A 21323-nucleotide genomic window follows, 5' to 3' on the forward strand; every position below is an offset into this window, starting at 1 on the left:
TCGGGCGGGCGCGACCGGTCCCGCCAGGGTGAGGCCGGGGCGGGTCAGCCGCGTCCGCCCAGGGCGGCCAGGGCGCGCAGCACCGGTGAGCGGCCCGCGCGCGGGACGGTCCACAGCACCTGGCCCCGCACCCCCCAGCCGGCGAGCAGCGTGTTGGCCGCGAGGAAGCCCGTGGTGGCGGCCCGTTCCATCAGGGCGACCGGCAGGGCGCAGCGGACCGCGTCGCCCGCCGTCACGAGCCCCGGCCGGCCCGTGCGGACCTCCGGGCGGCGGTGGTAGGTGCCGACGGGGAACATCGGGCAGTCCGCCCGCCACTCGTGCCGGACGTCGACGGCCCGCGCGTCCCGCGTCTCCGGGTAGACCTCGTGCAGCCGCCCGACGAGCCGGTCCTGCACCCGCTTCGGCTCGTCGGCGGGGTCGACGGCGTAGGCGTGCAGCTCCACCACCGACCCGCCGGTGCGCGCCGCCCAGCGGGCGGCCTCGCCCTCCCAGCGGTCCAGGACGCTGACGTTGTCCAGGCCGCCGTAGCCGCTCGTCCCGAGGAAGCCCGGCCTGTCCCGGCGCACGGGCCGGTCCAGCCAGAGCCGCGACACGAGGAACGGCGGCGCGTCGCGCAGCGCGGCGACGTCGCCGCGCCACCCGTCCCCGCCGAGGCCGGGCGACGCGGCCACGAGCCGCCGCAGCCCGCCGCCGTCCAGGGCGAGGACCACCGCCTCGTGGCGGTCGGCCGTCCCCTCGCCCTCCACGACGAAGCCGCCGCCCTCGACCTCGCGGACGCCGCGCACCGGCGCGCCGGTGCGCACCTCGGCGCCGAGCCCGTCCAGGTACCGGCCCAGCGGCTCCCACAGGGCCTGCGGGTACGGATCGTCCGGCACGTCGAACAGCAGGCCCTCGGAGGAGCCGAGGAAGTAGATGTGGAACATCACCATCAGCTCGGCGGCCGACAGCTCCCGCGGGTCGGCGAAGAAGCTGCGGGAGAACACCTCGAACGCCAGGTGGCGGGCGGCCTCGGGGAAGCGGATCCGCCGCAGCAGCTCCGTCGCGCTCACGCCGTCGAACCGCTCGTACACCTCGGGCACCCGCACGTCGAACAGGGGGAGCGCCGCCCGGGCGTCCAGGGCGGTGAGGTCCCGCGCGCGGAACGTCGGGCTGAGGGCGGCGAAGCCGATCGCGCTCCATGGGGGAGTGCGCGGCACCCGGGCGAAACCGTCCGTCACGCCCCGGCTGTGGCGCAGCGGGTAGTCGGGCAGCCCGACCAGCCGGGACAGCCCCGGGTCGGTCCGCCGCAGCAACCCGCGCAGGTTGTAGTACTGGCGGAAGAAGGCGTGGAAGCCGCGGCTCATCGTCACCTCGGAGCCGTCCGCCAACCGGGTGCGCCAGCCGCGGACCCGCCCGCCGAGGGTGTCCTCCCGCTCGTACAGGGTGACGCGGACGCCGCGTTCGGCGAGCGCCGTCGCCGCGGCGAGGCCCGCGATGCCGCCGCCGACGACGGCGGCGCGCGGCCCGTCGCCGGCGCAGCGCTCCCGCCCGGGCGCGGGCAGGAGCACCTGCGCCCTGCGGTCCCGGCCCCGGCGGGCGGCGCGCTCCCCGGTCGGGCTCATCGGGCGGCCGCCGCGTCCGTCCGGCCACCGCGCGCGAGGAACGTGTGGACCACCCCGGTCTGCCAGCCCGCGACCGGCAGCGTGCGCACACCGGTGAAACCGGCGCGGGCGAGACGGGCCGCGAAGGCCGGCGCGGTGTCGAAGTCGAGGACGCTGCGCCGCAGGTGACGGTAGAGCGCCCGGTCGCCGGTGAGGGTGCCCGCCGGGATGATCACTCCCCGGCAGACCGCGTTCCACAGCGCCCGGTGGACGGGGGAGCCGCTGAGGCTGTACTCGTGCACCGCGAGGCGCCCGCCGGGGCGCAGCAGGGCGCGCACGGAGGTCAGCACGTCGTCGGGGTCGGTCACGTTGCGGAACAGGTAGGCGGCGAAGACCGCGTCGTACGGGGCCTCGCCGGCGGCCGCGGCCACCTCCTCCGCCGTCAGGTGCAGGAACCGCACGTTGTCCGGCCACGTCTTGGCGAGCGCGCGGCGCAGCATCCCCGCCGACGCGTCGACGGCCGTGATCCGCGCGCGGGGCGCCGCGTCGAGCAGGGCGCGCGTCGAGGATCCCGTGCCGCACCCGAGGTCCAGGACCCGCAGTCCGGCGCCCCCGTCGGGCAGGGCGAGGCGCCGCGCGGAACGGCGCAGGTCGGCGTGGTAGCCGGGGTTGGCCGCCGTCAGACGGTCGTAGGCGGGGGCGGCGCGGTCGAAGGCGGTGGCGAGGTCGTTGTCCCGCAGGAGCGTCATAGGGGCTTCTCTCCGGATGGCGGTCGGACGGTGGTGCGGCGGGGCGGGAAGGGCAGCCCGGTGGAGGAGCGCCGGGGCAGGAAGGGCAGCTCGGCGACGGTGCGGAGCATCGGCCCGACGGGGGTGCGCAGCCCGATGCCGAACTCCTCCCGGGGGGAGGTGGCGCCGTCGAGGAAGCGCAGCAGGCGTTCCGTCGGCACCCCGTGGAAGAGCCCGGTGAAGAAGTCGGGCCCGTCGACGCGGCCGGTGTCCAGGGCCCGCAGCAGCACGGCGTCCATGGCGAGCGCCCGGCGCCCGTGGGGGCGCGGCACGGGGTCGCGCCCCTCGGCCAGCGCCCGCGCCACGTCCCGGCTCTGCCGCTGCACCGCGGCGAAGGTGTAGCCGGTCGCGGGGCGGGTGGCGCCCCCGGCTGTGCCGACGCGGAACACGGCGGCGCCGGTCCGCCGGGGGAAGCGCCCGTCGGTCATGGGGATGACGCCCTGCTCGGCCGCCTCCACGCGCAGCGCGCCCAGCCCCAGCACCTCGCGGGTGTAGTGGCCGAGGGCGGCCTCGTAGGCGGCGGTGCCGAGCGGGGCGCGGGAGAACTCCGTGTACTCCACGAGGGCGCGGTCGGGCGCGAGGGGCAGGACGTACCCGAACGCCAGGCCGTGGCGCGGCTGCGGCACGCGGAAGTCCATGAGGTCGGCGACGCCCGGGTCGAAGCGGGGGGCGGCGGTCCGCACGAACCAGCCGCGGAAGTGCTGCAGGAGCGTCGTACGGGCGGGCGGCAGCCGTCGGGGCGGCCGCGAGTCGAAGGCGTAGCGGCCCCGCAGGGTCAGCTCCCGCCCGTCGGCCGCCGTGCACCGGACCTCCGCCCCGCCCGGCACGTCCCGCACGGTGTGCGCGGTCGCGCGGACCACGCGCGCCCCCGGGTGGCGGTCGAGGCGGGCGTGGACCAGCGCCTCGAAGGCCGCGGAGCGCAGCATGCGGTAGCGCAGCGGCGCCGGGTCGGCGGTCAGGGCGCCGCCGTCCCGGCCGTGGATCCGCAGCAGGGGCCAGGAGGCCAGGACCGCCTCGTCGAACTCGCCCGGCCCCTCGTCCCAGTAGCACCAGGTGCGTTCGGTCGGGCGCAGCGGGCCGTCCGGCGCCTCGACCACCGTCACGGGGCTGTGGCCGGTCTTCGTCAGCCAGTGCGCGAGGCTCAGCCCCGCCGCGCCGCCGCCCACGATGACCACGCCGTCCGGCCCGGTGTCCGGAGTGCCGCGAGTGCCGCCGCGCGCGCCGCCGCTCACCGCGCGCGCCGCCCGGCGAGGGCCGGGACGGCGCGGCACGGCACCCGCCGTCGTCCGCCGCCCGCGGTGCGGGGGGCACGGACCGCAGGGCAGGCCCCCGCGGCACGGGCGGGGTCTCCGGCGGGTGTGCGGCGCGCCGTCAGCACGGCACCCGGCCCCGGCGCCCCGCCGGCACGGCCCGCTGTGCCGGTGCCGGTGCCACTCCGGTCGCCCGTGCCGGCCCGCGCGTTCCGTCGACGTCCATGCCCGACTCCATGCCCCGCTCCCTGCCCCGGATCCCGCTGACGTCCCCTCTTCGGCCGGCCACCCGCCGCCGGATGCGCCGGGGACGGGCTCTCGCCGCGGTCATCCGCCCGCCAGGTCCGCGAGGACCTCCCGCGCGGCCCGGGCACCCGAGGCGAGCGCGCCCTGCGCCGATCCCGTCGCCCGGTGGTCCCCGGCCACGTACCGGCCCGGCGCGAAGCGCGTCGTACGGCTCAGCGGCCAGGGCGGCGTCATCGCGGGCAGCGCGCCGTCGACCGTGTACGCGGCGACCTCCCGCCACGCGACGGTGTCCGTGGCGTACAGCTCGGCGAGGCGGCGCCGCACCGCGGATTCCCCGCCGGGCGGCCCCCCGCCCGCCTCGGAGGTGGAGACCAGGGCCGTGCCGGGCGGAGCGTACGTGGGGCTGACCTCGGTGAGCACGCAGGTGTTGAGGACTGCCAGGGTCGCGTCCACCACGAGGGTCGGCTCGCGAAGAGGCGGGGCGTCGGCCGCGTGGTGGTAGGTGGTGACCGTGCGGCTGCCCGGGATCCGCAGGCCGGGCAGGAGGCGGGCCGCGGTGGCGGCGTCGGTGGCGACGACCACGCGGCCGGCCGGCCGTTCCGTGCCGTCGGCCAGGAGCACCCACTCGTCGGTGACGGCGGCGACGGGGGTCTCCAGGCGCAAGGCCCCCTCGGGCAGCCCGGCCGCGAGCATCGCCGGTACGGCCCCGATGCCGTCGGCGGACAGGCACAGGGTGCCGCGCGCCATGCTGCGACCCACCCCGTCCGACGCCTCCAGCAGCGTGACGCGCCGCCCCGACCGGCACAGGTCCAGGGCGCAGGCGAGTCCCGCGAGTCCCGCGCCGACGACCACCGCGTCCGCCGCGCCCTCCCGCTGATCCCTCGTCATCCGTCTCCTCCGTCCACCGGTGGGCGTCGGCGCGGCCTTCCGCCCGACCGCGGCCTTCCGCCCGGCCGGCGGTGCCGTGCGGCCCCGCCCCGCGGGCGGCCGGCGCGGCGGCGCGGAGTGGCCCGGGGACCTCCCGCCGACCCGGACGGGTCCGGCAGGGCGGTCCAGCGGACCACGCCGCGGACGCCGACGCCAGGAGCCGCCACGGCGGTGACCTCATCGGGTGACGCCCTGTCGGGGGTCGCCCGGCCGCGCCGCCCCCAGCGCGGCCAGGGCCTCCGCCAGCCCCGGCGGGCGCGGCAGCCCCGGCACCGCCTGCCCCCCGGCCCACCCCGGGCCGAGCGTCAGGACGGCGGGCTGCCTGCGGGCGCCCCGCACACCCCACTCCATCGCCGCGACGTGCTGCGCGAGGGGCCGGCTCGCGGTCGTACGGGACTGGGCCCACAGGCCGACAGCCGCCGGGCCGGTCCTGCGTACCGCCTCGACCAGCGCCTCCACGGGCAGGGCGGCCCCGAACATCCGCACCGGAACGCCGCGTTCGGCGAGCGCGGCGGTCAGCACCTCCAGGGGCAGGGTGTGGTTCTCCCCGGGGACGCAGGCGAGCAGGACGGTGGAGCCGGGCCGGCCGCCGGCGGCCGGCGGGGCGGGGGCGCAACGGCGCAGGGCACCGGACACGTGCCAGGACAGGAAGTGCTCGACCTCCACGTACTTCTCGCCCGAGCCCTCCCACTTGCGGCCCACCGCCTGGAGCGTCGGCATGATCACCTCCGTCCACGCGGTCACCAGTCCGTGCTCGGCGATGGCCGCGGAGAGCAGTTCGTCCAGCGCCACGGCGTCGAGGCGCAGCGCCGCCCGGGCGAGCCCTCTGCACTCCTGTCGGGCCCCGCCGAGCTGGAGGCCCGTACGGACCCGGCCCCCCGCGCGGGCCGCGCGGCGCCCGGGCGGCGGCGCGGGCTCCGCCCCCATGCCCGTGCGCGCCAGGCGCGCCGCCTCGGCGGGCGGCAGACCGGTCGCCGTCAGGGCGCACATCCGCTCCAGCCGGGCCACGTCCGCGGGTGTCCAGCGGCGGTGCCTGCCGCCGGTGTGCGCGTCGGGGCCGAGCCCGTAACGGCGGTCCCAGGAGCGCACCGTGGTCGGTGCTACGCCCAGGCGCCGCGCCACCTCACCGGTGGTCAGCCCGCCGCCCCTCCCCTGGTCCAGGTGGTCGTCCTCGCTCACCACGCCAGGATACGACGCACAAGCGACGCACGTTGCATGCGTCGTTTGTGCGTCCAAGACTGGGGGAACGCGCAGGTTCCGGCGCGCGGGCCCGTCGGTGCTGCCCTTCCCGCACGCGGCTTCCCCGTCCCGCGCACGCCGTCCGGTTGGAGGAGAGAGACCATGAGCACGATCACGCGCCCGGCGGACCGCCTGCTCCCCCCGGCCGAGAGGATCCCGGCCGGACAGGCCCCGGCCGAACGGACCGCGGTCGAACCGGCCCCGGCCGAGGAGATCCCGGCCGAACCGGCCCCGGCCGAGGAGACGTGGGACCGGGAGACGTGGGCCGAGGAGCGGTTGGCCCGGGGCCTTCTCGCGTCGGACGAGGCCGCCTTCGCCGCGATATACCGGCGGTGGAGCCCGCTCGTCCAGGCGATGGCCACCCGCTCGCTGGGTGACGCGCGCGAGGCCGAGGACGTCACCCAGCAGGTCTTCGTCGCGGCCTGGCACGGGCGGGCCGGGTTCCACCCCGAGCGCGGGGCGCTCGGCGCCTGGCTCGTCGGCATCACCCGCCGCAAGACCGTCGACGCCCTCGCCGCGCGGACCCGTCGCCTCCGGCTCGCCGAGGCCGCCGCCCGGCTCTGCGATGCCTCCGCCCCGCTGCGGGAGGAGGCCGCGGCCGACGGCGTACTGGACCGCGTCGTCCTCGCCGGTGAACTGTCCCGGCTGCCGAAGCGGCAGCGGCAGGTCCTGCGTCTCGCCTTCTACGAGGACCTGACGCAGACGCAGATCGCCCGGCGCACCGGCATGCCGCTGGGCACGGTGAAGAGCCACGCCCGCAGGGGCCTGCACGTACTGCGCCGCCGGATCGGGCGGTCCGACGGACCCGCCGCCTCCTCGGCCGTCACCGCGACCGCCACCGCCGACGCGTCGTAGGCCGATCCACCGTCCGGCCGCGCGGGCGGCCCCGGCCCGCTCGTCCGACCGGCGGTCGCCGCCGTCCGGGCCGCCGTACCGCTCGCCGTACGGCGCCCCGCGCCCAGCGGCCCAGCAGCCAGCGCTCCTCGTACAGCAACCGCCCCACGAGCGCCCCGCCGAAGACGACGAAACCGACGCCCACCAGCCACGACTGGATGACCAGCACCGTGCCCACCGGGCCGTACGCGACGGCGTTCGAGGCGATCAGCGGCGAGAACACCAGGTGCGAGAAGACCCACAGCCCGGCCAGCCCGACGACCGTGGCGATCGCCCCCGGCAGCAGCGCCCCCCACGGGACCCGCCCGCCCAGCAGCAGGCGCTGCGACCACCAGAAGAACAGCCACGCGCTGATCGTGGCGACTGCCACCCGCCAGGTCAGGTCCCCGGCGTCGGACGGGCGGGCCGCGATGTGCGACGAGAGCAGCAGGTACCCGATGAGGGCGGCCAGCCACACGAGGTGGCGCCACATCGTGTGCCAGCGGGCCGCCGGCAGTTCCCAGACCTTCTCGTACCCCGTCTGCACCACACCGCCGAACGTCAGGCCGAAGCCGGCGAGCGCCGCGAGGCCGAAGCCCGTCGTCGACTCCAACGCCGTGCGGGGCGGCGCGAAGAGCCGCTCGACCTCGTCCCGGGACGCCTCGGCCACCCCCAGCCCCTCCGCCAGCCACTCGGCGAAGCCCTGCCCGTTCGCCGGGTCCGCCGCGGCGACCACGATCAGCAGGGGGACGAGGGTGAGCAGACCGAGCGCGGCGAAGCCCGTCGCCCGGTGCATCAACTCCAGGCTCTTGCCGCGCCGCCAGCCGCGACCGGCGGCCGAGCCGCGGAAGGAGCCGTGCATCCGGTGGAACCACCACATGGGACATCGCTTACCCGCGCCCGCCCGGCGCGGGGCGCCGCACCGCCGACCGGCACCGGAACGAGCCACCCGCCCTACGCCACCCGCGCGCCCGAGCGACCCCGCCCCGGCTCCGGGCCCCGCCCCGGCTCCGGGCCGGGCGGGCGCCCTGCGGCCGGCGCCCGCCGAAAGCGCGTACGAGGCGGGCGGCGCCCCGGGTAGGGTCGGGGCCGCGGCGGGTCGTGGCACGGGGACGGCGCACCGCCGCAGCCTCGCGGAGGACGCCGCTCCACACCCGGCCGCCGGCCTCCTTCACCCGCCCCGCGGTGCGGCGGTACGCGTACATACGAGGGAGCACACGGTGCGTTTCGAACAGGTCTTCACCCACGCCTGGCAGGACGGGCCGACAGGGCGGGGACCTTCCGTCCTGTCCGTCGCCCGTGAGTCCCTGGCGCAGGGGTCCGCCGCCCACGAGTCGGATCCGGGGGCTCCGGAGCACCTGTGGCGCTGGGTCCTCCTGGCCGGGTCGCCCGACTTCAGCGAGACCCTCGCCTTCGACGGGCTCGAGCACGTCGCGGAGTTCGCGCGGGCGGTGCTCGACCTGCCGCCTGAGCCTGCCCCGTACGAACGGCGGTTGGTCTTCTCGGAGACCGTCCGGAGGACACTGCTGGGCGGTCCGGCGGAGGAGACCCGGTACGCCACCCTGTGGATCGGCCGGGACCCGGAGGAGGAGCTGCGCGGCTTCTTCGCCTACCAGTCGTACTACGCGCTGCCCGGCGGGCCCGGATCGACCGCGCTCGGACTCGAAGTGGTCTGCGACGACGTCGACGTGCCCCGGGTGCGGAGCGAGGCGAGGGCGCTGCTCGCCGAACTGGACGGCGCCGGCGGACCGTCCCGCCCCGCCTGACCACGGCTCACGGGTACCCCTCCGGGGCGGGGCGGCCGTCCCGGGACTCCCGGCCGAGGCGGGCCCCGACCCGGTACGCGCCCCTCCGGCGGTGAGTTCCGGCCGGTATTCCACCGATGGAGAGAGAACAGGTGTATTACCGCGGAGCCCGGGCAGACGGGGTGCGAGGCCCCGCCACGGTTCCCCCGTCGTGGCGGGGCCTGACGCCTGCCCGGGCCGGGACGGACCCGCGGCCGGGGCGCCCACCGCGCGTCACCCGGGAGCCCCGTTCGGGCCGGTGACCGGGCGGTCGCGGGCCGCCTCCCGTGCCGCCACGCGCGGCAGTGGCCGAGGGAACGTCTGTGCGGCGCGTCGGGGGAGGGGCGTGCCCCTTTCGGCTGCCGTCCACGGCCGGTGCCGCCGGGCACCCCGCCGCACGTCGATCCGCAGGGAGCGGGGGACTACCCCGCACGCCCCCGGGGCAGGCTCCCCCGAGCCGACAACGGGGAGGCGCACGGTGGACGCAAGGGGCCTGCTCGACTCCGCCGCCGACGGATGGTGGTACCCGGTCGCGGTCATCGCGCTGGTGATCGCCGGCGCCGTAGGGAAAGCGGTGTTCCACTTCGATCCCGACCGGCCAGGGGAGACCGTTCTCCCGCCGTGGCTGCTCACCGGCGGCGCCGCACTGGCCGCCCTGCCCCACATCGTCAGAGTGCTCGCGGACGGCGAGGTGGGCGAGGGCACGTTCGGTCTGACCCTGGTCGTCGTACTGGCGGCGATGAGCCTCGCCGTCACGTTCAGGCAGCAGGCCGCGGCGTCCCGCCGCCCCCCGCGTCGCTGAGGCGCCCCGCGCCAAGCCCCCGGCCAAGCCCCCGGCCAAGCCCCTGCGCCGAGCCCCCGGCCGGCTGCCGAAGAGGTCGGCGGCTAGCGGAACCGCCCGAACACCTCGCGCACGCGCCGCGCGTCGCGCAGCCGCTGCTCGTAGGTGGCGCCCAGGGCGAGCAGCAGCAGACCGGCGAGCGCGGGAAGCACCCAGCGGGGGAGCGCCCCGACGATCTGGGCCGCGTACGGGGCGAGTTCGTGCAGCGCCACCAGCGCCAGCACGCTCCCGCCCAGGACCAGCGGCGCCCGCAGCCGGTGCCGGGCGCCCACCAGTGTGACGGCCAGCGCCGCGGTGCCGAGCAGCAGGGGGCGCAGCCAGTGCCGGTCGTCCCACGCCGCGAGGAGGCTCGGCAGCAGGGTGACGGCCAGCCCGGCGCCGTACGCGGTCCAGGACGACACCGCCGGGTCGCGGCGCCGGCGCAGGTACCCGACGACCAGCGCCGGCGCGGTCACCGGCAGGGTGTAGGCCTCCGGGACGGTGACGTCCCAGGCCGCCAGACGTGTCCAGGCCGCCAGCAGGAACAGGCCGGCGGCCAGGTAGCCGCTCGGCCGCCGCTCCGGCCGCAGCGCCGTGCCCGCCGCGATGACCCCGCCGAGCGAGAGCACCAGGGCCAGCATCGGCGGATCGGCCACGGCCAGGACGGACGCGAGCAGCAGCCCGACCGCCGCGGTCGCCTCGACGGCGACGGTCGCGGCGGCGCCGCCGGTACGCGCCGCGACCACCGCCCCGGCGGCCGGGACGACGAGGACCAGCAGCGCGGTGTACTGCGGCTGCCATCCGGCGGACGCGCCGACCGCGCACGCCAGTGCCGCGGCGTACCCCAGCGAGGCGGGCGCCGTGAACACGGCGAGCCCTCGCCCCCGCAGGAGACTCGCCGCGCCGAACAGGACCGTGAGCGCCGCCAGTACACCCACTGTCGCGGGCTGCGAGGCCAGCGACAGGAGCGCCAGGTGGAGCGAGGTGACCAGGGCCAGCACCACCGCCGCGAGGTGCGACGCCGAGCGGCCGGCCGCCTCGACGCAGCGGCGGCGCGCCCCCTCGGCGAAGGCCAGCGCCGCCACCGTCAAGGCGCCCTGCGCCACCAGCCCCACGGCGTAGGGGAGTGCGAGCACCGCCGGGAGGACGAACGCCGCCGCCCACCCCAGGACGAGCGAACCCACCGCGGCCGCCGGACGCCAGGACGCCCCGCGCCCGGCCACCGCGGAGACACCGGCCACCGCGGCGAGAACGAGCGGAACGGTCGCCGCGTACGGATGCCAGGGCGCCCCGGCGAGCACGGCGACCCGGGTGCCCGACGGCGCCCCGGACCAGATCCGCCCCACCCATGCCACCGGACCGACGAGCGTGCCGGCCACCAGGGGCACCGTCCACAGCACCGCGAGACCCTGGACGGCCAGCGAAGCCCCCGCCAGACCGTGGCGCACGGGCTCGGGCAGGCGCGTCCGCACGACCGCGCTCATGGCGACCGCGCAGGCCAGGCACCCCGGCACCGTCCACTCCCCGGGCACCGACGCCCGCAACACCCCGCCCGCCCCGGCGACCAGGCACAGACCCCCGACCAGGGCGGAACCGGTGGCGACCGCCCGCCTCGGGTCGAACCGGGCCCCGGCCAAGGCGATCGCCGCGGCCAGGGCCAGGAGAGCCGCCGCCCGGCCGGCGGAGCCCGGCGTCGCGGCGCCCCAGCAGAGCCACCCCGCCGACAGGACACCCCCGGCGCCCAGGGCGCACGCTCCGACCGAGGCGACGACCCGGACCGAGGGGAGCGCCGCCCGCAGGGCGACGGCGGTGTCGGCGGCAGCGGTCACCAACAAGGCGGCCGTGAGCGTGTACGGGCCCGCCCCGGCGGCGAGCGCCCAGAGCAGCAGGGGGAGTTGCGCGACCGCCACGGCCAGGGGGAGCGGCAGCCGGAGCACCACCCGCCCCGTTCCGCCCGTCCGCCCCGCGCCGTCCCGCGCGGGCGGCGCCGGCACGCCCGCGCCCAGGCCGTACGCGGTCCACGTCCCGGCCAGGACCGCCGACGCGGCGGCCGCGTATCCCAGGCCGTCCGTGCCGGCGAACGCGGCCTCGCGCAGCGCGTAGGCGTCGAGGACGGTCAGCGCCAGCCCGAGACCCGCCACCGCCTCCGCGGTCGAGCCGAGTCCGCGCCGCAGCAGTACCACCGGCGCGCCGAGCGCCGCCACCGTCACCGCACCGAGCACCAGCGCCCGCCCGGCGACGCCCAGGTGGCCCCAGCTGACCAGGGTGAACGCGGCCGCGGCGATCGTCAGCAGGATCCCGCCGAGGAGCAGCAGCACGTTCTGCACACTCGGTTCCGCGGCCTCCGGCCGACGGGCGGCGGTACCGGCGCCGGCGCCGACGGGCCACGCCGGCGGTGGGTGCCCGGGCCCCGGGGCGGGCTGCTGGGCGGCGGCCGCGCGCAACGTGTGGACCAGCCACTCGCGGCGCCGCAGCAGGACGGCACGGCGGGCGTCGAGGTGCCGCAGCTCGGTGTCGATGAGCCGCAGTTCCTCGGCCGGGGGCGGAAGCGTCGTCATGGCTGGGAGTGTCCCCCCGCCGACCGCGCCGGACATGAGCCCACGTACTCAGATCCCAGGACCTCTTCCGCAGCCCGGGAGCGCGACTGGCCGCCGATGAGAGCGACTCGAGCACCCCCTTCGCCCCCAGCTTCCTGACCGTCCCCCGCCCCCCCGTCCCTCGTCTCCCGGGCCCCGGCCGCCCGCCCCGCTCGGGCCCCGGCCGCCCGCTCACCGGCCCCGGCCCCCGTCCGGCTCCGTCGATGAGGTGATCACCGACCGCGCGCGGGTAGGCGGGGCTGCACACGCCCGGACGGTGCCGGGCCGACGGAAGGGACGTGCACGAATGGCGACTCGGCGACTGACCTGGACGCTGGCCCTGCGGGCCGCGGCCGCGCTCCTCTTCGGGCTCCTGGCGGTGATGTGGCCGGGTGTGACGGTGGTGGCCCTGGCCCTGCTCTTCGGTGCCTACGCGCTGGTGGACGGCATCGCCATGCTCGTGGACGTCTTCCGGCGGCACGACGACCGCCGGCACCGCGCGCTCCACGCCCTGGCCGGCGGTCTCGGCGTCGTCACGGGCCTGGTGGCCCTGGCCTGGCCGGGCGTCACCGCCCTGGTGCTCACCACCCTCGTCGGCGTGTGGGCGGTCGTCACCGGCGCCGCCGAGATCTGGGCGGCCGTGCGCTTCCACCGCGAACTGCGGCACGAGTGGGCGCTCGCCCTGGCTGGCGCCGCGTCCGTCGTCGCGGGGGTACTGCTGTGGCTCCGGCCCGACATCGGCGCGGTCGCGGTGGCCCAGGTGATCGGCGTGTACGCCCTCATCACCGGCGCGCTGATCGGTACGGCGGCCTGGCGCCTGCACACCGCCGCCCGGCACACGGGCACCCCGCGCCACCGCGCCCACCACGCACACCAGCCCGGCCGCGCCTGACCCGATGATCCACCACTCTTCACCACCGCTGGTCGGGCCGACGGTCCCACCGGGGGCGGCCCACCTCCCCCGGGGGCGGCGCGCATAGGGTCGCCTCACGCCCCCGCGGGCCACCGCCCGCCCCCGAGAGCCCGAAAGGCACCGCGTGTACCGAGAGCGACTTCCCAAGACCTGGACGGTCATCTCCGTCGGCATCTACCTCGCCTTGGTCGTCAACCTCGGCATCGACACCCTCCCGGACGACCTGGGCCTGTGGCTGATCGTCTCCGCCGCCTTCCTGCTGGTGCTCCTGCCGTGCCTCGCGGTACCCCTGTCGAAGGCGATCTACCACCGCGTCGCCGTCGACGGGGACGCCGGCGTCCTGCGCGTCGGCCGTGAACGGCTCGCGCTGGCCGACATCGACCCGGCGTCGGTACACGCGGCGCTACGGGAACCGACGCCCGGCGCGACGGCCCGCTACGCCGCCTCCGCACAGGCCGTCGACGCTCCGGTCCCGGGGCTGCGCGCGGCGGACCGGGGCGCGCCCCGCCTCGTCGGCGGCGGGTGGGGCGTCCCGCTGGGCATGGACATCGTCGTCCTCACCACGCGCGGCGGCGAGGAACTCTCCATCGCCACACACGACCGCGCCGCCCTCCTCGCCGCCCTGGCCGCCGTGCTGCCCGCCCGGAGGTAGACCCCCGTCCGGCGGGCGGCGCCGTCCGCTCAGAGGGCGACGAGTGCCCAGCGGCGGCGGCCGCCGCCGTCGCGGTCGGTCTCCGTCCCGCACGAACTCGCCCCGAGAACGGCGAGTTCCTGCAACAGCCCCCCGTCGTCGGGTGTCGTGTCACCGGGCCGCCCGGAGCCGTCGGGCGCCGGGCCGGGCCGGTGGGAGAGGACGAGGACGACGACCTGGCGGTCCTGCTCCTCGTCGGCGAGGTGGACGCTCGCGCGGCGGCCCCCGTCGGCCACCGCGGCCCGCACCAACCGCGCCGTCAGGGCCACCACGGGGTGGTCGTCCGGCAGGTGGTAGCCCCACGCCCGGAGCCGGGACAGCACGTCGTCACCGGCCTTCGACGGCGACGAGGACGAGGCCCACGGTGCGGTGTCGTACGTCCAGTTGCCCGCGCGGCGGTTGGCGATCCTGGCGCGGAGACGCGAGCGCGTGGCGACGGCGTCGCCCGCGTCGCCCTTCGGGTCGGGGCGTGGCGGCTCCACCGGCCGCTTCGGCGGCGGTGGTGTCCTCGGGGGGTAGCTCGGCGGCCACTTCCCAGCGTCCATGGGCGTCGTCACGGGGCCTCCCGAGGTGTGCGAGGGCCCGACCGGCGGGCCGTGCCGACCATCGTAGGGCCGGGACGCGTACGGCATGCCCGTTCCGTCGCACCCGGAACCGCGCGAGCAGGGGGCGACCGGGCGGCGGCCCGCCCGGCCGCCCCGGTGAGCGGATGCCGACCGCCCGGACTCAGAGGTCCTTTCGCATGAGTACGCACTCCGTCTGGGGATGACGGACCGACCCGGCGGAGCCTTCCTCGTCCCGGCCGTCCGCTCCGCGCCCGTATGCGACATCGCCCGGGCGCTCGTACCGGGTGCGTGCCCGGGGGCGACGGCTCTCTCCCCCCGCCGCGTGTGGAGTGGCGCGTGGTGTGCGTTATCTCTCGTTGCCCTGACCCGCTGTCAGCGCTTCCCTCTAAGCTGCCGTCAGGGTGTGCCATGTGCACGCCCACCCTTGCCAGCAGCAGTAGAGGCCAACCAGAAAGCAGAGTCAGCCTGTGTTCCAGGAGACCCCGATCTACAGCCGGCTCGTCGCGGAGAGAGGTGACGTCCCCCAGGAGGTGCGCGGTGAGGCCGAGCGGATACGCCGGGACCTCGGCCGGCTGATCGCGACGGGCCCGCAGCCCCCCGCCACCGGCCAGCACTACCGCCCCCACGCGCCCTGAGGGCTGCCCGGACCGCCCCCGGGGCCGCGGTGTCCGCGTGCGGCCGGGGGCCCGCCGACGGCCGCCGCCGACGCCGCGCCGGCCACCCCTCGTGACACCCGCTTCCCCACGCCCGGGGCGTCGGTCTCAGCGGCACCGGCCGCAGCCGTACGCCGTCCCCGCCGGCCCCCCACCGCCGGCCGTACCCGCCCCGCCCCCGCCCCGCGTCCGTCGAGGCGCGCCCGGGAGCGGTCCGTGGGCGATTCCGCGGCGATCCGGGGAAGGTGGGGAGTGTGAACGACAGCGAGGAAGACCAGGACCGGTCGATGGAGCTGCTCGACGGGCTCACCGTCGACACCAGCAGGCCGGAGCAGCCCATCCTGCTCGACGGCTCCGGCGCGTCCATCGAGACCTGGCGGGAGAACTACCCGTACGCGACGAAGATCCGGCGCGGCGCCTACGAGCAGCGCAAGCGCGTCCTCCAGATCGAGATGCTGAAGCTGCAACGGTGGGTGAAGGACACCGGGCAGCGCCTGGTCGTCCTGTGCGAGGGCCGTGACGCGGCCGGCAAGGGCGGGACGATCCAGCGTTTCACGGAGCGGCTCAACCCGCGCGGCGCCCGCGTGGTCGCCCTGGACAAGCCCACCGAGAAGGAGGCCGGCCAGTGGTACTTCCAGCGGTACGTGGCGCACCTGCCCGCCGCCGGTGAGATCGTCTTCTTCGACCGGTCCTGGTACAACCGGGCCGGCGTCGAGCGCGTCATGGGCTTCTGCACCGACGAGCAGTACGAGCTGTTCCTGCGGCAGTGCCCCGTCTTCGAGCGGATGCTCGTCGAGGACGGCATCCTGCTGGTCAAGTTCTGGTTCTCCGTCTCCCGGGCCGAACAGCGCACACGGTTCGCGATCCGGCAGGTGGACCCGGTGCGCCAGTGGAAGCTGTCGCCGGTGGACCTGGAGTCGCTGGACCGCTGGGACGACTACACGGCGGCCAAGGTCGAGATGTTCCGCGCCACCGACACGTCGCACGCCCCGTGGACGGTCGTCAAGAACAACGACAAGCGTCGCGGCCGGCTGGAGGCGATGCGCAGCCTGCTGTGGCGGTTCGACTACGACCGCAAGGACGGGCAGCTCCTCGGCGAACCGGACCCGCTGATCGTGGGCGCCGCGGACACCCTGCTGGAGGCGGGGGAGGAGAGCTCGAACCTCTCGCCCACGCCCCTCACCCACCCCGCCGGCCGTCCCGGCGCCCACCCCGGCGCCCACCCCGGCTCCCACCCCGGCTCCCCCCAGGGGGACGATTCGGCGGGCGGTCCGGCGGAGGGCCCGGCGGGTGGCTCGACCGTCGGCCGGGCGGACGGCCCGGCGGACGGCCCGGCGCCGGCGGAAGGCGGTCCGGATGATCGGCCGGGCGCGGGCGGGCGGTCCGGCGGGGCGGCAGGCAGTGCGGGCGGTACGGCGGGCGGGGCCAGGGACTCCTGAGCCGCGGGCGGCGGCGCCGGTCGGCGGACATCGACAGTCGCGGCGCGGACGGGGCCCGCCCCCCCCCGCCGTCCCTCCGTGGAAAAGCCGTGGGCCGCCCCGGGGTTCGCGGCTACTGTGCGGGGGCAGCCCGTAGCCGACGGAGGTGGCCCCATGCCCTCGCCCCCCGACATCCGCGTCCCCGACGCGCTGGCCGCGTCGTACGCCGGGGGCGGCGGGGCGGGGCGGGCGTGGCTCGCGTCGCTGCCGGGCCGGGTCGCGGAGGCCCTGCGGCGGTGGGACGCCGCGCCGGACGGGGAGGTCGCCTCCGGGCAGGCGTCCCTGGTGCTGCCGGTGGCCCTGCGCCGTGACGGGACACGCGGCGTGCTGAAGTTCCGACCCCCGGGCGAGGGGGCCGCCGCCGCTGTGACCGGACTGCGCCTCTGGGACGGCGACGGCGCGGTCCGCCTCCTCGACCACGACCCGGGCACCGGCGCCCAGCTGCTGGAGCGCCTCGACCACACCCGCACGCTGGAGACCGTCGAGGACGACGACACCGCCCTCGGCGTCCTCGGCGGGCTCCTCGCCCGGCTCGTCTCGGTCCCGGCGCCACCCGACCTGCGCGGGCTCGGAGACGTCGTCGCCGCGATGCTGGAGCGCGTACCCGACGCGCGGCGGGCCCTCACCGACGCGGCCGACCGGCGGCTCCTGCGGACCTGGGCGGCGGCGGTCGCCGAGCCGGCCGGCGATCCCGGCGACCGGCTGCTGCACTGGGACCTCCACTACGGCAACGTCCTCGCGGGCGAGCGCGAGCCGTGGCTCGCCATCGACCCCGAGCCGCTCGCCGGCGACCCCGGCTTCGAGTTGTGGCCCGCCCTCGACAGCCGGTGGGACCGCATGGCCGCGGCGTCGGACCCCGCTCGCGCGGTACGCCGCCGGTTCGACCTGCTCACCGACGCGCTCGGCCTGGACCGCGACCGCGCGGCCGCGTGGACCCTGGGCCGCCTGCTGCAGAACGCCCTGTGGGACATCGAGGACGGGGCGCGGGCGCTCACCCCGTCGGAGGTCGTCATCTCCGACGGGCTCCTGCACCGGCCCTGACGGCCCCTCGCGTGACGCGGGCGCCCGGCCGCAGGGCCCCGTCCGCCGTCGGACGCCTTTCCCTCCTACCGGCGGCCCGTGCCGCCACGCGGCCCCACCGGCCGTAACCGCCCCTGCGCCGGCCTCGTTCCAGCAGGCGACACCACCACCGCCGGGAACGAGGAGGGGCGACCCATGGGCCGTCGGCCGCACGGAGTCCGCACGATCACCGCTGTCGCGATGGCGGGCGTCATCGCCCTGACCGGCGGCACCGCCTCCGCCGCCCCACCGGCCGCCACGCGCCCCGCCGCCCCGCCGGCCATCGCCTCACCGGCCGCCGCCCCGGTCGGGCGCCTGTCGTGCCACGGCCCGGTCATCGGCTGCGTCCGGGAGGCGCGCCGCACCCTGGAGGCCGTCCGGGACCGGCTGGGCTGCGACCACCGCGCCCCCTTCTCCGCCATCTACGTCCACCTCCAGCGCACACTGGAGACAGCGGTCGCAGACGGCGGCGCCTTCGACGAACCGTCATGGCTCGCCGGCAGCCTCAACACCGGCTTCGTCAACCTGTACCTCGACGCCTACGAGGCCGACCGCGCGGGGCGACCCGTCCCGGCGGCCTGGCACGCGGCGTTCGAGGCGGCGCGCACGGCCGACGTCAACGCCGGGCAGGACGTGCTCCTCGGAGCCAACGCGCACATCCAGCGGGACATGCCGTACGTCCTCGCCGCCCTCGGCCTGACCCGCCCCGACGGGGGCTCCCGCAAGACCGACTACGACCGCTTCCAGGCCGTCATGGACCGTGCCTACGGGCCCGCCGTCCAGGACGTCGCCCGCCGCTACGACCCGCTCGTCGCCCTCGCCGACGACCGCTGGAACCCCATCGCCGGCCTCACCGCCGGGCAGCTGTTCCGCACCTGGCGCGCCCAGGCGTGGGAGCACGCGGCGCAGCTCGCCGCCGCCCCCGACCAGGCGGCCCGCGACCGCGTCGTCCGGAAGATCGAGACGAACGCCGCGCAGTGGGCGCAGCTGCTGGGCACTGCCAGCGTGCCCGGCTACCGGACGGTGCGGGACGAGTACTGCCGGGCGCGCCCCGCACACGGCCTTGCCCCGACCCCGCCCGCGGTCGCCGGCGCGGCCGCAGGCGTACCGTCCGCCGCCGCCGCTGTCGTCGGAGGCTGAGCCCGGACGGCTCCGCGCGGAACGCCGGCGCGCTCAGGGAAGGGTGAGCACGCGCGGGCCGTCGGCCGTGACGGCGACGGTGTGCTCGACGTGCGCGGCCCGGCTCCCGTCGACCGTGCGCAGCGTCCAGCCGTCGCCGTCCGTGGCGTACTCGTCGCGCCCGCCCGCCGTGAACATCGGCTCCAGTGCGAGGACCACGCCGGGGCGCAGCGGGAAGCCGCGCCCGGGACGGCCCCGGTTGGGTACGTGCGGGTCCTCGTGCATGCGCCGGCCGATGCCGTGGCCGCCGAGGTCCGCGGGCACGCCGTACCCGGCCTCCCGCGCGACGGCGCCGATGGCGTGCGCGATGTCGCCCACCCGGTTGCCCGGTACGGCCGCGGCGATGCCCGCGTCGAGCGCGCGCCGGGTGGTGTCGATCAGGGCCAGGTCGGCGGGGCGCGGCGTACCGACGACGAAGCTGACCGCCGCGTCGGCCGCCCAGCCGTCCAGCAGGGCGCCGCAGTCGACGCTGACCAGGTCCCCGTCGCGCAGCCGGTCCCGCGACGGGATGCCGTGCACCACGGCGTCGTTGACGGACGCGCAGATGACGGCCGGGAACGGCGTGGGGGCGTGGGAGGGCCGGTACCCGAGGAACGGGGAGCGCGCCCCCGCGCCGGCCAGCACCGCACGGGCCGCCTCGTCCAGTTGCTGCGGGGTCGCCCCCACCACGGCCGCCGCCTCGGCCGCGGCGAGCGCACGGGCCACGACCCGTCCCGCCTCGCGCATCGCCGCCACTGCCGCCTCGCTCTTCAGCTCCACCATGTCCGGTTCTCCCACCCCTGTGGTGCCAATTCTTATACCGGTATTAGTATCACGGTCATGGTGAGGACTCCTTTGACCCGGTGGGAACGGCAGCGCGGGGAACGGTTCGGCGCTCTGCTCCGGGAAGCACGCGGCGGGCGCAGCATGGTGGACGTCGCCGCGGCGGCCGGGGTCTCGGCGGAGACCCTGCGCAAGATCGAGACGGGGCGGGCGCCGACTCCGGCGTTCTTCACCGTCGTGGCCCTGGCGACGGCTCTCGGGGTCTCCCTCGACGACCTGGTGGCGGCGTGCGCCCGGGACATGCCGGAGGAGGAGCAGACCCTCTCCGCCTGACTGGCGGCCGACGGCCGACAGCCGACGGGTCGCCGAGCATCGGTCGGCGTGGCGGCGGTCGGTTGGCGGAGGCAAGGGGCAGGGGCGGGGCAGAGGCAGGGCGGGGGTCAGCGCCGCAGGCGGTCGAGCGCGGCGAGCACCGGTGCCACGCCGTCCTCCTCGGCCAGGCGCGCGGCCAGCTCCCGGGCCCGGACCCGGTGCGCCTCGTCCCGCGTCGCCCGGCGCAGGGCCGCGCCGAGGGTGCCCGCGGTGAGGCGGGGCAGCGGTACGGCCCCCGGGGCGGTGCCCAGCGCGGTCAGCCTGGACGCCCAGAAGGCGGCGTCGAACTGGACCGGTACGGGTACGGTCGGCACCCCTGCCCGCAGGACGGCGCCGGTCGTCCCCGCCCCGGCGTGGTGGACGACGGCGGCCGTCCTGGGGAACAGCAGCGAGTGGGGCACCTCGCCGATCGTCAGGACGTCGTCGCCGTCGGCGGCCAGCCCGGCCCAGCCCTGCTGGACGACCCCGCGCAGCCCGGCCGCGCGCAGCGCGCCGACGACCTCGCGGCTCACCCGCTCCGCGTCGGGCACGGTGGCGCTGCCCAAGCCGACGAAGACCGGGGCGGGCCCGGCGGCGAGGAAGTCCTCCAGTTCCTCCGGGAGCCGCCGCTCGGTCTCGTGGGGCCACCAGTAGCCGGCGACCCGCAGCTCGGCGGGCCAGTCGCGGGGGCGGGGGACGACCAGCTCGCTGTAGCCGTGCAGCACCGGCCGCGGCGTGCGGGTGCCGCGCTCGCGCCCGACCGCGGGCAGTCCGTGCCGCCGCCGCACCGTACGGAGGGCGTCGGCGAAGACCAGCTCCACCGACGTGGTGACGACCCGTCCGCTCAGCCGGTTCCCCACGGTGCCCAGCGACCGCGTGCCGAGTATCGACGCGGGGAACTCGCCAGTGGGGTGAAGCGGTTGGAGGTGCAGTCCCAGAGCGGGCACCGACAGGCCGTCGGCGATGGCGTACCCGAGCGGTCCGAGCGCGCCACCGACCAGCAGGACGTCGCCCTTCCGTGACGCCTCCACCAACGCGGCCGTCAGGTCGGCGACCGCCTCCCGCGCCATGGACACCAGGCGCACCAGCTTCCCCGGGCCGGTCCGCGCCTCGTGCAGCCGACGGCCCCGCTCGGAGTGCAGCTCGGCCCGCGGATCCACGGGCAGCGGGTGGAAACGCACCCCCGAGCCGGCCACCAACGGCTCGAACACCGCGTGCGTGGCCAGCGTCACCTCGTGCCCGGCCCGTACGAGCCCGGCGCCCAGTCCCGTGTACGGGGCCACGTCGCCCCGCGACCCCGCGGTCATCATCACGATTCGCACCGGGTCAGTCTGACGCGCCCGGGCGCGGCGGCACAGAGGGCCCGCCGGTGCCGCCGCGCCCGGTTGCGCGGCGGCTCGGAGGGTGATCCGGCGCCGGTGCCGCGGCGGCTCACCGGCCCGCTCGTCGGCGGCTGGTCGGCCGTGGGCGGCCGGCGGTGTCGGCGGCCCCGGACCGGCGGGTGACACCCCGTCAGCACTGGTGGGGGCCGGTGGGGGCCGCGCCCCCAGGGGCGGCGTTGTCAGTGCCGTCCCCTAGCGTTCCGGTT

General features: G+C 77.5%; 19 protein-coding genes and 1 pseudogene. 10 read left to right on the top strand and 10 right to left on the bottom strand.

What is annotated here, in order from left to right:
- Positions 1 to 44: 44 nt before the first annotated feature.
- The 5 genes from LPA54_RS00590 to LPA54_RS00610 form a co-directional block, all read right to left on the bottom strand.
- Positions 45 to 1601, bottom strand: a complete 1557-nt coding sequence (locus LPA54_RS00590; RefSeq protein ID WP_228973040.1) for an FAD-dependent oxidoreductase — start codon at positions 1599 to 1601, stop codon at positions 45 to 47.
- Complete coding sequence (locus LPA54_RS00595; RefSeq protein WP_228973041.1) at positions 1598 to 2329, bottom strand: class I SAM-dependent methyltransferase; 732 nt, start codon at positions 2327 to 2329, stop codon at positions 1598 to 1600. Before LPA54_RS00595 ends, LPA54_RS00590 begins: the two co-directional genes overlap by 4 nt.
- Positions 2326 to 3600: a lycopene cyclase family protein gene (locus tag LPA54_RS00600; protein ID WP_228973042.1), complete on the bottom strand. Its 1275-nt coding sequence runs from the start codon at positions 3598 to 3600 to the stop codon at positions 2326 to 2328. The genes LPA54_RS00595 and LPA54_RS00600 overlap by 4 nt, the downstream gene beginning before the upstream one ends.
- 345 nt (positions 3601 to 3945) lie before the next feature.
- On the bottom strand, positions 3946 to 4752 hold the full coding sequence (locus tag LPA54_RS00605) for an FAD-dependent oxidoreductase (RefSeq protein WP_228973043.1): 807 nt from the start codon (positions 4750 to 4752) through the stop codon (positions 3946 to 3948).
- A gap of 216 nt (positions 4753 to 4968) precedes the next feature.
- A complete protein-coding gene (locus tag LPA54_RS00610; RefSeq protein ID WP_228973044.1) occupies positions 4969 to 5970 on the bottom strand; it encodes a MerR family transcriptional regulator in 1002 nt (333 codons plus the stop codon).
- A 162-nt stretch (positions 5971 to 6132) separates the two neighbouring features.
- Between LPA54_RS00610 and LPA54_RS00615 the strand changes: the two genes are divergently transcribed.
- Positions 6133 to 6885: a sigma-70 family RNA polymerase sigma factor gene (locus LPA54_RS00615; RefSeq protein WP_228973045.1), complete on the top strand. Its 753-nt coding sequence runs from the start codon at positions 6133 to 6135 to the stop codon at positions 6883 to 6885.
- Here the strand turns inward: LPA54_RS00615 and LPA54_RS00620 are convergent.
- Positions 6854 to 7783, bottom strand: coding sequence for a YihY/virulence factor BrkB family protein (locus tag LPA54_RS00620; RefSeq protein WP_228973046.1), 930 nt, complete (start codon positions 7781 to 7783; stop codon positions 6854 to 6856). The two genes, LPA54_RS00615 and LPA54_RS00620, sit on opposite strands and share 32 nt — an antisense overlap.
- Positions 7784 to 8123: 340 nt before the next feature.
- Between LPA54_RS00620 and LPA54_RS00625 the strand changes: the two genes are divergently transcribed.
- Both LPA54_RS00625 and LPA54_RS00630 read left to right on the top strand, forming a co-directional pair.
- Positions 8124 to 8669 (top strand): hypothetical protein, encoded by a 546-nt coding sequence (locus LPA54_RS00625; protein ID WP_228973047.1) that lies wholly within the window; start codon positions 8124 to 8126, stop codon positions 8667 to 8669.
- A gap of 496 nt (positions 8670 to 9165) precedes the next feature.
- Positions 9166 to 9489 (top strand): hypothetical protein, encoded by a 324-nt coding sequence (locus LPA54_RS00630; RefSeq protein WP_228973048.1) that lies wholly within the window; start codon positions 9166 to 9168, stop codon positions 9487 to 9489.
- An 83-nt stretch (positions 9490 to 9572) separates the two neighbouring features.
- Here the strand turns inward: LPA54_RS00630 and LPA54_RS00635 are convergent, their stop codons facing one another.
- Positions 9573 to 12065, bottom strand: coding sequence for an SCO7613 C-terminal domain-containing membrane protein (locus LPA54_RS00635; RefSeq protein ID WP_228973049.1), 2493 nt, complete (start codon positions 12063 to 12065; stop codon positions 9573 to 9575).
- A 325-nt stretch (positions 12066 to 12390) separates the two neighbouring features.
- Between LPA54_RS00635 and LPA54_RS00640 the strand changes: the two genes are divergently transcribed.
- The gene (locus tag LPA54_RS00640; protein WP_228973050.1) at positions 12391 to 12975 is read left to right on the top strand and encodes an HdeD family acid-resistance protein; all 585 of its coding nucleotides are present in this window, start codon (positions 12391 to 12393) and stop codon (positions 12973 to 12975) included.
- A gap of 145 nt (positions 12976 to 13120) precedes the next feature.
- Positions 13121 to 13648 (top strand): hypothetical protein, encoded by a 528-nt coding sequence (locus LPA54_RS00645; RefSeq protein WP_228973051.1) that lies wholly within the window; start codon positions 13121 to 13123, stop codon positions 13646 to 13648.
- 29 nt (positions 13649 to 13677) lie between these two features.
- Here the strand turns inward: LPA54_RS00645 and LPA54_RS00650 are convergent, their stop codons facing one another.
- Entirely contained in the window at positions 13678 to 14244 is a 567-nt protein-coding gene (locus LPA54_RS00650; RefSeq protein WP_228973052.1) for a hypothetical protein, read from the bottom strand.
- A 476-nt stretch (positions 14245 to 14720) separates the two neighbouring features.
- Between LPA54_RS00650 and LPA54_RS00655 the strand changes: the two genes are divergently transcribed.
- The 4 genes and pseudogenes from LPA54_RS00655 to LPA54_RS00670 all read left to right on the top strand — a co-directional run bounded on the left by LPA54_RS00655 (position 14721) and on the right by LPA54_RS00670 (position 18583).
- Positions 14721 to 14888 carry a hypothetical protein gene (locus LPA54_RS00655; RefSeq protein ID WP_228973053.1) on the top strand — a complete coding sequence of 56 codons (168 nt, stop codon included), beginning with the start codon at positions 14721 to 14723 and terminating at the stop codon, positions 14886 to 14888.
- 305 nt (positions 14889 to 15193) lie between these two features.
- Positions 15194 to 16120, top strand: a pseudogene (gene ppk2, locus LPA54_RS00660) (polyphosphate kinase 2); the annotation flags it as partial.
- Positions 16121 to 16498: 378 nt separating this feature from the next.
- Positions 16499 to 17425, top strand: a complete 927-nt coding sequence (locus LPA54_RS00665) for an aminoglycoside phosphotransferase family protein (protein ID WP_228973054.1) — start codon at positions 16499 to 16501, stop codon at positions 17423 to 17425.
- 174 nt (positions 17426 to 17599) lie between these two features.
- Positions 17600 to 18583: a DUF5995 family protein gene (locus LPA54_RS00670; protein ID WP_228973055.1), complete on the top strand. Its 984-nt coding sequence runs from the start codon at positions 17600 to 17602 to the stop codon at positions 18581 to 18583.
- Positions 18584 to 18616: 33 nt separating this feature from the next.
- Here LPA54_RS00670 and map read toward each other — a convergent pair whose 3' ends face one another.
- Positions 18617 to 19384 (bottom strand): type I methionyl aminopeptidase, encoded by a 768-nt coding sequence (map, locus tag LPA54_RS00675; RefSeq protein ID WP_228973056.1) that lies wholly within the window; start codon positions 19382 to 19384, stop codon positions 18617 to 18619.
- A gap of 57 nt (positions 19385 to 19441) precedes the next feature.
- Here map and LPA54_RS00680 point away from each other — a divergent pair, with 57 nt between their 5' ends.
- The gene (locus LPA54_RS00680) at positions 19442 to 19717 is read left to right on the top strand and encodes a helix-turn-helix domain-containing protein (RefSeq protein WP_228973057.1); all 276 of its coding nucleotides are present in this window, start codon (positions 19442 to 19444) and stop codon (positions 19715 to 19717) included.
- Positions 19718 to 19824: 107 nt separating this feature from the next.
- Here LPA54_RS00680 and LPA54_RS00685 read toward each other — a convergent pair whose 3' ends face one another.
- Positions 19825 to 21042 (bottom strand): glycosyltransferase, encoded by a 1218-nt coding sequence (locus LPA54_RS00685; protein WP_228973253.1) that lies wholly within the window; start codon positions 21040 to 21042, stop codon positions 19825 to 19827.
- Positions 21043 to 21323: the final 281 nt, after the last annotated feature.

The sequence above is a fragment of the Streptomyces sp. DH12 genome (assembly GCF_020873895.1).
GTDB lineage: Bacteria > Actinomycetota > Actinomycetes > Streptomycetales > Streptomycetaceae > Streptomyces.

Excerpts from the sequence above, each read along its gene's own strand:
- LPA54_RS00590 (WP_228973040.1), bottom strand. The coding sequence starts at position 1,601 with ATGAGCCCGACCGGGGAGCGCGCCGCCCGCCGGGGCCGGGACCGCAGG.
- LPA54_RS00595 (WP_228973041.1), bottom strand. The coding sequence starts at position 2,329 with ATGACGCTCCTGCGGGACAACGACCTCGCCACCGCCTTCGACCGCGCC.
- LPA54_RS00605 (WP_228973043.1), bottom strand. The coding sequence starts at position 4,752 with ATGACGAGGGATCAGCGGGAGGGCGCGGCGGACGCGGTGGTCGTCGGC.
- LPA54_RS00615 (WP_228973045.1), top strand. The coding sequence starts at position 6,133 with ATGAGCACGATCACGCGCCCGGCGGACCGCCTGCTCCCCCCGGCCGAG.
- LPA54_RS00620 (WP_228973046.1), bottom strand. The coding sequence starts at position 7,783 with ATGTGGTGGTTCCACCGGATGCACGGCTCCTTCCGCGGCTCGGCCGCC.
- LPA54_RS00635 (WP_228973049.1), bottom strand. The coding sequence starts at position 12,065 with ATGACGACGCTTCCGCCCCCGGCCGAGGAACTGCGGCTCATCGACACC.
- LPA54_RS00640 (WP_228973050.1), top strand. The coding sequence starts at position 12,391 with ATGGCGACTCGGCGACTGACCTGGACGCTGGCCCTGCGGGCCGCGGCC.
- LPA54_RS00665 (WP_228973054.1), top strand. The coding sequence starts at position 16,499 with ATGCCCTCGCCCCCCGACATCCGCGTCCCCGACGCGCTGGCCGCGTCG.
- LPA54_RS00670 (WP_228973055.1), top strand. The coding sequence starts at position 17,600 with ATGGGCCGTCGGCCGCACGGAGTCCGCACGATCACCGCTGTCGCGATG.
- map (WP_228973056.1), bottom strand. The coding sequence starts at position 19,384 with ATGGTGGAGCTGAAGAGCGAGGCGGCAGTGGCGGCGATGCGCGAGGCG.
- LPA54_RS00680 (WP_228973057.1), top strand. The coding sequence starts at position 19,442 with ATGGTGAGGACTCCTTTGACCCGGTGGGAACGGCAGCGCGGGGAACGG.
- LPA54_RS00685 (WP_228973253.1), bottom strand. The coding sequence starts at position 21,042 with ATGACCGCGGGGTCGCGGGGCGACGTGGCCCCGTACACGGGACTGGGC.